We start from the raw sequence: 12,710 nt of genomic DNA on the forward strand, positions 1-12,710 counted from the left end.
CACAGAACAGGAAACGACATGGCAGACATCACGATCAGCCCCGACGAGATCCGCGACGCCCTCAAGGACTTCGTCGCCGGCTACTCGCCCGCGACGGCGTCGACCACGGAGGTCGGCACGGTCATCGACGCCGCCGACGGCATCGCGCACGTCGAGGGACTGCCCGGCGTGATGGCCAACGAGCTCATCCGCTTCGCCGACGGCACCCTCGGCCTCGCCCTCAACCTCGACGAGGACGAGATCGGCGTGATCGTGCTCGGCGAGTTCGCCGGGATCGAGGAGGGCATGGAGGTCACCCGCACGGGCGAGGTGCTCTCGGCCCCGGTCGGCGACGCCTTCCTCGGCCGCGTGGTCGACCCGCTCGGCAACCCGATCGACGGCCTCGGCGAGATCGCGGCCGAGTCGCGCCGCGCGCTCGAGCTGCAGGCGCCCGGCGTCATGGCCCGCAAGAGCGTGCACGAGCCGATGCAGACCGGCATCAAGGCGATCGACGCGATGATCCCGATCGGCCGCGGCCAGCGCCAGCTGATCATCGGCGACCGCCAGACCGGCAAGACCGCGATCGCGATCGACACGATCATCAACCAGAAGGCGAACTGGGACTCCGGCGACGCGACGAAGCAGGTGCGCTGCATCTACGTCGCGATCGGCCAGAAGGGCTCGACCATCGCCTCGGTGAAGGGCGCGCTCGAGGACGCCGGCGCCATGGAGTACACCACCATCGTCGCGGCCCCGGCCTCCGACCCGGCAGGCTTCAAGTACCTCGCCCCCTACACCGGCTCGGCCATCGGCCAGCACTGGATGTACGGCGGCAAGCACGTCCTGATCATCTTCGACGACCTGTCGAAGCAGGCCGAGGCCTACCGCGCCGTGTCGCTGCTCCTCCGCCGTCCGCCGGGACGCGAGGCCTATCCGGGCGACGTGTTCTACCTGCACTCGCGTCTGCTCGAGCGCTGCGCGAAGCTCTCGGACGAGCTCGGCGCGGGCTCGATGACCGGCCTGCCGATCATCGAGACCAAGGCGAACGACGTCTCGGCGTACATCCCGACCAACGTGATCTCGATCACCGACGGCCAGATCTTCCTGCAGTCCGACCTGTTCAACGCGAACCAGCGCCCGGCGGTCGACGTCGGCATCTCGGTCTCCCGCGTCGGCGGCGACGCCCAGGTGAAGAGCATCAAGAAGGTCTCCGGCACGCTGAAGCTCGAGCTGGCGCAGTACCGCTCGCTCGAGGCGTTCGCGATGTTCGCGTCCGACCTCGACGCCACCAGCCGCCGCCAGCTGGCGCGCGGCGCCCGCCTGACCGAGCTGCTCCGCCAGCCGCAGTACTCGCCGTTCCCGGTCGAGAAGCAGGTCGTCTCGATCTGGGCCGGCACCAACGGCCACCTCGACGAGGTGCCGGTGGAGGACGTGCTCCGGTTCGAGCGCGAGCTGCACGACTACCTGGGCCGCAACACGGACGTGCTCGACGTGCTCCGCGACACCAATGTGCTCGACGACGCGACCGTCGCCAAGCTCGAGGAGTCGGTCGGCGCCTTCAAGCTCGAGTTCCAGACGGGCGAGGGCCGCGCGCTCGACGCCCCGGGCACCGAGTCGGCCGACGAGATGGCCATCGAGGACATCAACCAGGAGAAGATCGTCAAGCAGAAGCGCTGACGACCTCCGAGACGGCGCTGACGCGCCTCCTCAGGCAGCTGACGAGAAACAACGAGTAGAGAGCAGACATGGGAGCCCAGCTTCGCGAGTACCGCGCGCGGATCCGCAGCGCGCAGACGACGAAGAAGATCACCCGTGCCATGGAGCTGATCTCCGCCTCGCGGATCCAGAAGGCGCAGCAGCGGGTCAAGGCCTCGACGCCGTATGCCCGCGCGGTCACGCGCGCCGTGTCGGCCGTGGCGACGTTCTCGAACGTCGACCACGTGCTGACGACCGAGGCGGAGAACCCGACGCGGGCCGCGATCGTGGTCTTCACCTCGGACCGCGGACTCGCCGGCGCGTTCAACTCCCAGATCCTCCGCGAGGCGGGGGAGCTGCGCACGCGCCTCGAGAACGAGGGCAAGGACGTCGTCCACTACCTGGTCGGGCGCAAGGCGGTGCAGTACTTCCAGTTCCGCCGCCGCGACTCCGAGCAGCAGTGGGTGGGCGGCACCGACAGCCCCGAGTTCGACACGGCGAAGGAGATCGCGCACGCGGTCGTCGACAAGTTCGTGCAGCCGACGGCCGAGGGCGGGGTCGACGAGATCCACATCGTCTACAACCGCTTCGTCTCGATGCTGGTGCAGGAGCCGGAGACGGTCCGCCTGCTGCCGCTCGAGGTCGTGGAGGGCGTCGAGGAGCCGGAGAGCACCGGCCCGCTGCCGCTCTACGAGTTCGAGCCGGACGCCGACACGGTGCTCGACGGGCTGCTGCCGGTCTACATCGAGAGCCGCATCTTCAACGCGATGCTGCAGTCCTCCGCCGCCAAGCACGCCGCGACGCAGAAGGCCATGAAGGCCGCCAGCGACAACGCCGACAAGCTCATCAACGACTACACCCGCCTGGCGAACAACGCCCGCCAGGCCGAGATCACCCAGCAGATCGCAGAGATCGTCGGCGGCGCCGACGCGCTCGGCACCGCTCGATGACGACCCCTGAGAGAGAAGACACCATGACTGACACCGCCACCGCCGACACCGCCGCCGCGGCGACGGATGCCGCGGGCGTCGGGCGCATCGCGCGCGTCACCGGCCCCGTCGTCGACATCGAGTTCCCGCACGACTCGATCCCGGAGATCTACAACGCCCTGAGCACCGAGGTCACCATCGGCGACCTCACGCAGACGATCACGCTCGAGGTCGCGCAGCACCTCGGCGACGACCTCGTCCGCGCCATCGCCCTGAAGCCGACGGACGGCCTCGTCCGCGGCCAGGAGGTGCGCGACTCGGGTGCCGCCATCTCGGTGCCCGTCGGCGACGTCACCAAGGGCAAGGTCTTCAATGTCACGGGCGACGTGCTCAACGCCGCCCCCGGCGAGAAGATCGAGATCACCGAGCGCTGGCCGATCCATCGCCGTCCGCCGGCATTCGACCAGCTCGAGTCGAAGACCAACCTCTTCGAGACCGGCATCAAGGTCATCGACCTCCTCACCCCGTACGTGCAGGGAGGCAAGATCGGCCTGTTCGGCGGCGCCGGCGTCGGCAAGACCGTGCTCATCCAGGAGATGATCCAGCGCGTCGCGCAGGACCACGGCGGCGTGTCCGTGTTCGCCGGCGTCGGCGAGCGCACCCGTGAGGGCAACGACCTCATCGGCGAGATGGAGGAGGCGGGCGTCTTCGACAAGACCGCCCTCGTCTTCGGCCAGATGGACGAGCCGCCGGGCACGCGCCTCCGCGTCGCGCTCTCCGCGCTGACGATGGCGGAGTACTTCCGCGACGTGCAGAACCAGGACGTGCTCCTGTTCATCGACAACATCTTCCGCTTCACGCAGGCGGGCTCGGAGGTGTCGACGCTGCTCGGGCGCATGCCGTCCGCGGTGGGCTACCAGCCGAACCTCGCCGACGAGATGGGCGTGCTCCAGGAGCGCATCACCTCGACGCGCGGCCACTCGATCACCTCGCTGCAGGCGATCTACGTGCCGGCGGACGACTACACCGACCCGGCCCCGGCCACCACGTTCGCGCACCTCGACGCGACCACCGAGCTCTCGCGCGAGATCGCGTCGCGCGGCCTCTACCCGGCGGTCGACCCGCTGAGCTCGACCTCGCGGATCATGGACCCCCGCTACCTGGGCCAGGACCACTACCGCGTCGCGACGAGCGTCAAGCAGATCCTCCAGAAGAACAAGGAGCTGCAGGAGATCATCGCGATCCTCGGTGTCGACGAGCTCTCCGAGGAGGACAAGATCACGGTGTCGCGTGCGCGCCGGATCCAGCAGTTCCTCTCCCAGAACACGTACATGGCGAAGAAGTTCACCGGCGTCGAGGGCTCGACCGTGCCGCTGAAGGACACCATCGAGTCGTTCGACGCGATCGTCCGCGGCGACTTCGACCACGTGGCGGAGCAGGCGTTCTTCAACGTCGGCCCGATCACGGACGTCGAGGAGAAGTGGGCCCAGATCCAGAAGGAGAACGGCTGAGATGGCCGACCTCCAGGTGAGCGTCGTCGCGGCCGACCACGAGGTGTGGGCGGGCGAGGCGCGTCAGATCATCGCCCGCACGACCGAGGGCGAGATCGGCATCCTGGCGGGCCACGAGCCCATCCTCGCGATCCTCGCCTCCGGCGAGGTGCGCGTGACCACGACCTCCGGCGAGGTCGTGACCGCGCAGGCCGAGGACGGGTTCCTGTCCGTCGAGAACGACACCGTGACGATCGTCGCGGGTCAGGCGGAGCTGGTCTGAACAGGCAGCGCAGCACCGACGGCGCCCGGACCGCATCGCGACGGGCGCCGTCGTGCTGATCGCGATGGCCGGGCTGCCGGGCACCGGCAAGAGCACGGTCGCCGAGGTCGTCGGCAACCGCCTCGGTGCCGCGGTCGTCAGCGTCGACCCGATCGAGTCGGCGATCCTGTCGGCGGGCATCGACTCCGACCAGCCGACCGGCCTCGCGGCGTACCTCGTGGCGGAGACGCTCGCGGACGCCGTGCTGACGACCGGCCGCGCCGTGATCGTCGACGCCGTCAACGCGGTCGGCCCGGCCCGCGAGCAGTGGGTCAAGCTGGCCGAGCGCCAGGGCGTGCCGCTCCGCTTCGTCGAGGTGGTGTGCTCCGATCCCGAGCTGCACCGCACCCGGCTCGAGACGCGCGTGCGCGACCTGCCGAACTTCGACGAGCCGGACTGGCACCGCGTCGAGCAGACGCTCGACGAGTGGGAGGAGTGGGCCGGCCCGAGCGCCGCCGCTCCCCGCATCACGGTCGACAGCGTCCAGCCGCTCGGCGTGGTGGTCGAGCAGGCGCTCGGCTTCGTCCGGCCGTAGATGCTGCTCCTGCTGCCCCCGTCGGAGACGAAGCGGCCGGGCGGCGATGCCGCGCGTCCGCTGGATCTCGCCGCGCTGTCCGCACCCCGGGAGCTGGCGGCGCCTCGGCGCGCCGCGCTGGCGGAGCTGCGCTCCCTGTCGTCGAACCTGCGCGCCGCGGCCGTCACGCTCGGGCTCGGGCCCGCCTCGGCGCATCAGGCGGCGCTGAACCGCGAGGTGCGGCGCGCCCCGACGATGCCCGCGCTCGACCGCTTCGACGGCGTGCTCTACGACGCGCTCGACGCCGCCTCGCTCAGCCCCGCGGCGCGCGGCGTCGCCGACGGCCGGGTGCTCATCGCCTCCGCGCTGTTCGGCCTGCTCGGACCCGAGGATGCGGTGCCGGCATACCGGCTCAGCGCCGGCACCCGGCTGCCGGGCCGCTCGCTCGCGACGATCTGGCGCGAGCCGATCGCGCGGGTTCTGGCCGCGCGATCCGGGCTGCTCGTCGACCTGCGCTCGGAGGCCTACGCGGCGCTCGGTCCGCTGCCCGCGCGGGAGGATGCGGTGTTCGTGCGGGTCGTCACGGCCGGGGCCGACGGCAGCGTGCGCGCGCTGAACCACTTCAACAAGGAGGGCAAGGGCCGGCTGGTCCGCGCCCTGCTCGAGGACGGGCGCGACCACGGCTCGGTGGAGGAGCTGCTGGCGGGCATCGCCGACGTGGGGCTGCTGGCACGCCGCGGCGCCCCCGGCGAGGTCGAGCTGGTCGTCTAGCTCGAGCCGGTCGTCGGGCTCGCGTCGAGCGCGCGCCAGCAGCCGGCGACGTGGTCGTCGACCATGCCCGCGGACTGCATCAGCGCGTAGAGCGTCGTCGGCCCGACGAACCGGAAGCCGGCCTTCTTGAGTGCCTTCGACGCGGCCGTCGATTCCGGCGTGATCGCCGGGACCTCCGCGAAGGAGGCCGGCGCGGTCGCACGCGGCTCCGGCGCGAAGCCCCACAGCAGCCGGTCGAGCGCCCCGTCGTCGTCGCGTACCAGCTCCTGCGCCACCCGCGCGTTCGCGATGGCCGCGAGCACCTTGGCGCGGTTGCGGATGATGCCGGGGTCGGCGAGGAGCCGCTCGACGTCGTCGTCGTCGAACGCGGCGACCGCGTCGATGTCGAAGCCCCGGAACGCCGTGCGGAACGTCGGGCGACGCCGCAGGATCGTGATCCACGACAGGCCCGACTGGAAGCCCTCGAGGGTCAGCTTCTCGAACAGCGGCCGGTCGCCGTGCAGCGGCGTGCCCCACTCCTCGTCGTGATACCGGCGGTACTCCGGATCGGCGCCGGCCCAGGCGCAGCGGCCGACGCCGTCGTCGCCGGTGACGACCGAGCTGCTCATCGCGGCCGCCGGCTCACGCGGCGGGCTCGTCGGCGGCGGTGGCGAGCGCCGACTCGGCAGCCTCCGCCTCGAGGTCGAACAGCGTCGCCCGGCCGGTCTTCGCGGTCATCGCGCAGCCCTCGTGCTCGAGCAGCCAGCGCTTCGTGGCGACGCCCTCGCCGGCGCTGTAGCCCGTGATGCTGCCGTCGCTGCCGACCACGCGGTGGCACGGCACGATGATCGGCACCGGGTTCGCGCCGATCGCGCCGCCCACCGCGCGCCCCGCGGCGGGGCGTCCGGTGCCGCGGCCGAGGCCGCCGTAGGTGACCAGCTCGCCCCACTCGAGCTGCACGAGCTGCTCCCAGACGGACCGCTGGAACTCGGTGCCGCCGAGCTCGACCGGCAGGTCGAAGTCGTGCCGCGAGCCGTCGAAGTACTGGCCGAGCTGCGCGGCGGCCCGTTCGAGCACGGCGTCGGGGGAGTCGGGCAGGGCGTCGTAGGGCAGCGCGCCCCCGCTCTCGATGGACAGCGACACGATGGCGTCGCCGTTGCTGCCGAGCTCGATGCGCCCGATCGGGCTGTCGATGCGGAGCAGGTGGGCGGGGGCTGCGACCGGGGTGCTCATGGTGCAGACGATAACGCGGCCCTCCGTCGGGCGATTCCCGCGCGGGCGCGGGTGTGGAGAGGACTTCGCTCACGGCAGAGGGGGAGGAGGGGACGCCCGGGCGGCGGGCCTAGGCTTCGGCACATGGAGTACCGCACCCTCGGCCGCTCTGGCCTCCGCGTATCCGCCGTCGGTCTCGGCTGCAACAACCTCGGGCGCACGGGCACCCTGACCGAGACGCAGGACGGCGCCGACCGCGTCGTCGGCGCCGCGATCGACGCGGGCGTCACGCTGTTCGACACCGCCGATATCTACGGCGCGGAGTTCGGCCTCAGCGAGCGGATGCTCGGCGTCGCGCTCGGCACCCGCCGCGATCGCGTGATCGTCGCGACGAAGTTCGGCCACGCGGGGTACGACGGCCCGATCGCCGGCTGGGGCGCCAAGGCGTCGCGCCGCTACATCCGACAGGCCGTCGAGGGCTCGCTGCGGCGGCTGCAGACCGACCGGATCGATCTCTTCCAGCTGCACACCCCGGATCCGATCACGCCGATCGAGGAGACGCTGACGGCGCTCGACGAGCTCGTCACCGAGGGCAAGGTGCTCTACGTCGGGCATTCGAACTTCGCCGCCTGGCAGCTGGCGGAGGCCGAGCTCACCGCCGACCTCGCCGGGACCGGGCACTTCGTCTCGGCCCAGAACGAGTACAGCCTGCTGCGCCGCGAGGCCGAGGAGGAGCTGCTGCCCGCCGCCGAGCATTTCGGCGTCGGGTTCCTGCCGTACTTCCCGCTCGCCAACGGGCTGTTCACCGGCAAGTTCACGCGCACGGTGCGGCCCGCCGACACCCGGATCGCCCGGCAGCGTCCGCACGTCGCCGACGACGCCCCGTGGGACGAGATCGAGCACTACGCGGCGTTCTGCGACGCGCGGGGCATCACGATGCTGCAGGCGACGTTCGGCTGGCTCCTGGCGCAGCCGGCGATGTCGAGCGTGATCGCCGGGGCGACGAAGCCGGAGCAGATCTTGCAGAACGCGGAGGCGGCGACCGCCTGGACGCCGGACGTCGAGGATCTCGCACGCATCGACGCCTGGTTCCCGCCGACCCGTCCCGCGGCCGACTGACGCGGATCCCGCCGGGCGGTCGACGCCGGGGTTCCGCGGGCGCGCTACCGGGCTAGCGCCGCGATCGCCGCGTTGAGCGTCGTCGCGTAGAGCACCCACGCCCAGTACGGGATGAGGAGCACCGCAGCGGCCCGCCGCACCGGCCAGAACGCGAGCATCGTCGCGAGCACGGCGGCGTCGAGCAGCACGATGATCACGAGCCCGATCCAGAGCGCCGGCGCGCCGACCGCGGGGAAGAGGCCGAAGAAGACCGGCGTCCACACGGCGTTGAGCACGAGCTGCGCCACGTAGACCGCGAGCGCGCGGCGGACGGCGACGGGGTCGTGCCGCCGCTCGCGCCAGACGAGCCAGGCCGAGACCGACATGAGCGTGTAGAGCACGGTCCAGACCGGCCCGAAGAGCGCGTTGGGCGGGGTCCAGAACGCCTTCTCCGCCGTCGCGTACCAGCCGCGGACGTTCTCGATCGTCGCCGTGGTGCCGAGCGCCGCGACCGCGGCCGCGATCGCGAGGAACGCGACGAGCACGACCGCCGAGCGGAGGCGGTCCCGGCCCGGATCGTCCGAGGCCGCAGGGGAGCGGCGCGAGGCCGCGGGGATGCCGGTCATGCCTCCGACGGTAGCCGCGGGCGGTGACGGCGAGGGGGCGCCATCCGGTTCTCGGATGACGCCCCCAGGCGGACGGAGGTGGGACTACTTCTGCAGCACGAGCTGGATGTCGACGTCGATCTTGACGTCGTCGCCCAGCGTGAAGCCGCCGGCCTCGAGCGCCGCGTTCCAGCTGACGCCGAAGTCGTGGCGGTTGATCTTGGTGGAGGCGGTCACGCCCGCCTTGGTCTGGCCGTAGCCGTCGGTCACGATGCCGCCGAACTCGCCGGTCAGCACGACCTGCTTGGTGACGCCCCGGAGGGTGAGGTCGCCGGTGATGCTGAAGTCGTCGCCGTCCAGGTCGATGGACGTCGAGCGGAAGGTGATCTCCGGGTGCTCGTCGGCGAGGAAGAAGTCGCTGGTGCGCAGGTGCTGGTCGCGCTGCTCCTGCTTGGTGTCGACGCTCGACACGTCGACGGTGGCCTCGACGGCGATGCCGGCCGGGTCCCCCGGGGTGGTCACGGTGACGTCGAAGGTGTGGAACACGCCCTTCACCTTGCTGATGGCGAGGTGCTTGACGCTGAAGCCGAGCTCCGAGTGGGTCGGGTCGAGCTTCCAGGTTCCGACGAGGTAGGCGGGGTGGGTCGCAGTGGTCATGAGACTATGCAATCGCATGGAACCCGGATCCATTCCCGGATTCGGAGACGTGTCACAGAGAACTTCCCGGTGGGACGCCGGCGCGGCCCGCGCGGCCCGCGATCAGTGCCCGGTGAGGGGTCCCATCGCGCGCGCGACGAGCGAGGCGCGCCCGGTGCGCGCCTCCTCCGCGTCGGCCGCCGTCATCGCCGCGAGCCCGGCGTTCGCGCCGAGGAAGCGGAGCGGCTCCGGCTCCCAGCGCGGCGAGACGTGCCCGACCCAGGGCAGGCGGGTCAGCTCGGTGTCGCGGTCGGTGAGCAGGTCGGCGAGCGTGCGGCCGGCCAGGTTCGTCGTCGACAGGCCGTCGCCGACGTAGCCGCCCGCCCAGGCGATGCCGGTGCGGCGGTTCAGGTGCACGCTCGCGTGCCAGTCGCGCGGCACGCCGAGCGGACCACCCCAGCGGTGCGTCACGCGGAGGCCACGGCTGGCCGGGATGAGCTCGTGCAGCGCCCGCTCGAGGTGCTCGAACACCCGCGGCGCGCGATCGTACGCCGGCCGGATGCTGCTGCCGAGGTGGTAGCGGGCGCCCCGTCCGCCGAACGCGACCCGGTCGTCCGCCGTGCGCTGCCCGTAGATCAGCAGGTGGCGGTAGTCGCTGAACGTGCGCCCGTGCGGGATGCCGAGCTCGTCCCAGACCTCGGCCGGCAGCGGCTCCGTGGCGATCATCAGCGAGTAGAGCGGCAGGATGCGGCGGCCGACGGCCCGCAGCTGCGCGCCGTAGGCCTCCGTGGCGATCACGATCCGGTCCGCGCGCACCGGGCCGCGGTCCGTCTCGACGCGGCCCGGTGCGACGTCCGTCACGGTCGTGCCCTCCGCGATCCGCACCCCGCGATCCTCGAGCGCGCGCGCGAGCCCGCGGACCAGCCTGGCCGGGTGCACCCGCGCGCACGCCGGGTCGAGCACGCCGCCGAGCGCCCCCGGCACCGCCGCGACGCGCTCCGCGGGCAGCAGCTCGAGCTCGTCGACGCCGAACCCCGCCGCCTCGGCGACGTCGGCCCGCGCCGCGGCGAGCTGCGCGGCCGAGCGCGCCCAGACCACCGTGCCCGCCTTCGCGAAGTCCGCCTCGATGCCGGCCTCGGCTGCGGCACGGCCGACCTCGTCGACGGTCGCGATCATCGCCCGCCGCATCGCGAGCGCGGCCTCGCGGCCGTGCTCGCGCTCGAGCGACGCGGTCGAGCGCGGGAACAGGGCGCTGCACCAGCCGCCGTTCCGGCCGGAGGCGCCGAAGCCCGCGATCTCGCGCTCGAGCACGACGATCCGGAGCGAGGGATCGCGGCGCACCAGGTACCACGCGGTCCACAGGCCGGTGAGGCCGCCGCCGACGATCGCGACGTCGGCCTCGCCATCGCCGGTCTGCTCGCCGAGCGCCGGGCGCCGCGCGAGATCGTCCGGCACGGTGTCGTGCCAGAGCGAGAGCGCTCGGTACCCGGGCACGGCGGTCATCCGGCCTGGCGGATCAGAGCCGCGACCACGCCTCGGTGAGCACGCTCCGCAGGATGCCCTCGATCTCGTCGAACTCGGCGGGGCCGATGGTGAGCGGGGGCGCGAGCTGGATCACCGGGTCGCCGCGGTCGTCGGCACGGCAGTACAGGCCGGCGTCGAACAGCGCCTTCGAGAGGAAGCCGCGCAGCAGCCGCTCCGACTCGTCGTCGTCGAAGGTCTCCTTCGTGGCCTTGTCCTTCACCAGCTCGATGCCGAAGAAGTACCCGTCGCCGCGCACGTCGCCGACGATCGGCAGGTCGAGCAGCTTCTCGAGCGTCTGGCGGAAGACCGGCGAGTTCGTGCGCACGTTCTCGTTGAGGCCCTCCTCCTCGAAGATGTCGAGGTTCTCGAGGGCGACCGCGGCCGAGACCGGATGCCCGCCGAAGGTGTAGCCGTGGTAGAAGCTCGTCTGGCCGTGCTTGAAGGGCTCGTAGAGCCGCTCGCTCACGATCGTCGCGCCGATCGGCGAGTAGCCGGACGTCATCGCCTTCGCGCAGGTGATCATGTCGGGCTGGAAGCCGTAGGTGGTCGAGGCGAACCAGTTGCCGATGCGGCCGAAGCCGGTGATGACCTCGTCCGCGACGAGCAGCACGTCGTAGCGGTCGCAGATCTCGCGCACCTTCTGGAAGTACCCGGGCGGCGGCGGGAAGCAGCCGCCGGAGTTCTGCACCGGCTCGAGGAACACGGCAGCGACGGTCTCGGGCCCCTCGAACTGGATCATCTCCTCGATGCGGTTCGCGGCCCACTCGCCGAAGCCCTCGACGGTGCCGCCGGTGTAGCCCATCTCCTCCGAGCGGTAGAAGTTCGTGTTCGGCACGCGGAAGCCGCCGGGCGTCAGCGGCTCGAACATCGCCTTCATGGCGGGGATGCCGGTGATCGCGAGCGCGCCCTGCGGAGTGCCGTGGTAGGCCACCGAGCGCGAGATGACCTTGTGCTTGGTCGGCTTGCCCTGCAGCTTCCAGTAGTACTTCGCGAGCTTGAAGGCCGTCTCGACGGCCTCGCCGCCGCCGGTGGAGAAGAAGACGCGGTTGAGGTCGCCGGGCGCATAGGACGCGATCCGGTCGGCGAGCTCGATGGCCGACGGGTGCGCGTAGGACCAGATCGGGAAGAAGGCGAGCTCCTCCGCCTGCTTGGCGGCGACCTCGGCGAGGCGGCGGCGGCCGTGGCCGGCGTTGACGACGAACAGGCCGGAGAGGCCGTCGAAGTACTGCTTGCCGCGGGAGTCCCAGATGTGGTGGCCCTCGCCCTTGACGATGATCGGCACGCCGCCGCCGTCCTCCATGACGGACTGGCGGGCGAAGTGCATCCAGAGGTGGTCCTTCGCCATCCGCTGGAGGTCGGCCTCTGACGGGCTCTGCCGTGCGCTCACGGGCTGCTCTGTCGTGGTCATGGTGTATCGATTCCGTTCCGGGGTGCGCCTCAGCGCGTGCCCCAGTTGTAGAACTGCTTGTGCAGCCGCAGGTAGACGAAGGTCTCGGTGGAGAGCACCCCGTCGATCGAGCGGATGCGCGAGTTGAGCAGGTCGATGAGGTCGTCGTCGCTCTCGGCGACGACCTCCGCCAGGATGTCGAACGAGCCGGCCGTCAGCACGACGTAGTCGACGGCGTCGATGGCCCCGATCGCCTCGGCGACCACCGTGGTGTCGCCGGAGACGCGGATGCCGATCATCGCCTGCCGGTAGAACCCCAGCTGCATCGGGTCGGTGACGGCCACGATCTGCAGCACGCCGGACTCCGACAGCTTCTGCACGCGCTGGCGGACGGCCGCCTCGCTGAGTCCGACCTTCTCGCCGATCGCGGCGTACGACCGCCGGCCGTCCTCCTGGAGCTGCTCGACGATCGCCTTGGAGACGTCATCGAGCACGACGGGACGGGCGCGCTGGGGCATGCACCGATCATCCCAGCGCGACACGGGCGAGACAAGCGGATCCGCACCTGG

General features: G+C 71.5%; 14 protein-coding genes. 7 read left to right on the top strand and 7 right to left on the bottom strand.

What is annotated here, in order from left to right:
- Nucleotides 1-18: 18 nt before the first annotated feature.
- From atpA to AC1RSJ_RS15470, 6 genes are all read left to right on the top strand, one after another.
- Nucleotides 19-1,656 (top strand): F0F1 ATP synthase subunit alpha, encoded by a 1,638-nt coding sequence (gene atpA, locus AC1RSJ_RS15445; protein ID WP_493119334.1) that lies wholly within the window; start codon nt 19-21, stop codon nt 1,654-1,656.
- 68 nt (nt 1,657-1,724) lie between these two features.
- Nucleotides 1,725-2,624: a F0F1 ATP synthase subunit gamma gene (locus tag AC1RSJ_RS15450; protein WP_493119335.1), complete on the top strand. Its 900-nt coding sequence runs from the start codon at nt 1,725-1,727 to the stop codon at nt 2,622-2,624.
- A gap of 23 nt (nt 2,625-2,647) precedes the next feature.
- The gene (gene atpD / locus AC1RSJ_RS15455) at nt 2,648-4,114 is read left to right on the top strand and encodes a F0F1 ATP synthase subunit beta (protein WP_493119336.1); all 1,467 of its coding nucleotides are present in this window, start codon (nt 2,648-2,650) and stop codon (nt 4,112-4,114) included.
- 1 nt (nt 4,115) lies between these two features.
- Nucleotides 4,116-4,376 (top strand): F0F1 ATP synthase subunit epsilon, encoded by a 261-nt coding sequence (locus AC1RSJ_RS15460; RefSeq protein WP_493119337.1) that lies wholly within the window; start codon nt 4,116-4,118, stop codon nt 4,374-4,376.
- Nucleotides 4,377-4,428: 52 nt separating this feature from the next.
- On the top strand, nt 4,429-4,950 hold the full coding sequence (locus AC1RSJ_RS15465) for a P-loop nucleotide/nucleoside kinase family protein (RefSeq protein WP_493119338.1): 522 nt from the start codon (nt 4,429-4,431) through the stop codon (nt 4,948-4,950).
- Nucleotides 4,951-5,700: a YaaA family protein gene (locus AC1RSJ_RS15470; RefSeq protein ID WP_493119340.1), complete on the top strand. Its 750-nt coding sequence runs from the start codon at nt 4,951-4,953 to the stop codon at nt 5,698-5,700.
- Here the strand turns inward: AC1RSJ_RS15470 and AC1RSJ_RS15475 are convergent.
- Both AC1RSJ_RS15475 and AC1RSJ_RS15480 read right to left on the bottom strand, forming a co-directional pair.
- The gene (locus AC1RSJ_RS15475) at nt 5,697-6,308 is read right to left on the bottom strand and encodes a DNA-3-methyladenine glycosylase I (protein ID WP_493119341.1); all 612 of its coding nucleotides are present in this window, start codon (nt 6,306-6,308) and stop codon (nt 5,697-5,699) included. The genes AC1RSJ_RS15470 and AC1RSJ_RS15475 overlap by 4 nt on opposite strands.
- Nucleotides 6,309-6,321: 13 nt before the next feature.
- Entirely contained in the window at nt 6,322-6,912 is a 591-nt protein-coding gene (locus AC1RSJ_RS15480) for a methylated-DNA--[protein]-cysteine S-methyltransferase (protein ID WP_493119342.1), read from the bottom strand.
- Between the two features lie 123 nt (nt 6,913-7,035).
- Here AC1RSJ_RS15480 and AC1RSJ_RS15485 point away from each other — a divergent pair, with 123 nt between their 5' ends.
- Nucleotides 7,036-8,010 (top strand): aldo/keto reductase, encoded by a 975-nt coding sequence (locus AC1RSJ_RS15485; RefSeq protein ID WP_493119343.1) that lies wholly within the window; start codon nt 7,036-7,038, stop codon nt 8,008-8,010.
- A gap of 44 nt (nt 8,011-8,054) precedes the next feature.
- On the opposite strand, the gene AC1RSJ_RS15490 is transcribed toward AC1RSJ_RS15485, so the two are convergent.
- From AC1RSJ_RS15490 to AC1RSJ_RS15510, 5 genes are all read right to left on the bottom strand, one after another.
- On the bottom strand, nt 8,055-8,615 hold the full coding sequence (locus AC1RSJ_RS15490; RefSeq protein ID WP_493119344.1) for a TspO/MBR family protein: 561 nt from the start codon (nt 8,613-8,615) through the stop codon (nt 8,055-8,057).
- Nucleotides 8,616-8,699: 84 nt separating this feature from the next.
- The gene (locus AC1RSJ_RS15495; protein WP_493119345.1) at nt 8,700-9,251 is read right to left on the bottom strand and encodes a YceI family protein; all 552 of its coding nucleotides are present in this window, start codon (nt 9,249-9,251) and stop codon (nt 8,700-8,702) included.
- Nucleotides 9,252-9,353: 102 nt separating this feature from the next.
- Entirely contained in the window at nt 9,354-10,724 is a 1,371-nt protein-coding gene (locus AC1RSJ_RS15500; protein WP_493119346.1) for an NAD(P)/FAD-dependent oxidoreductase, read from the bottom strand.
- A gap of 22 nt (nt 10,725-10,746) precedes the next feature.
- Entirely contained in the window at nt 10,747-12,162 is a 1,416-nt protein-coding gene (locus AC1RSJ_RS15505) for an aspartate aminotransferase family protein (RefSeq protein ID WP_493119347.1), read from the bottom strand.
- A 29-nt stretch (nt 12,163-12,191) separates the two neighbouring features.
- Entirely contained in the window at nt 12,192-12,659 is a 468-nt protein-coding gene (locus AC1RSJ_RS15510) for an Lrp/AsnC family transcriptional regulator (RefSeq protein ID WP_493119348.1), read from the bottom strand.
- Nucleotides 12,660-12,710 lie beyond the last annotated feature (51 nt).

It is taken from the genome of Schumannella sp. GW821-FHT10F01, assembly GCF_058809295.1.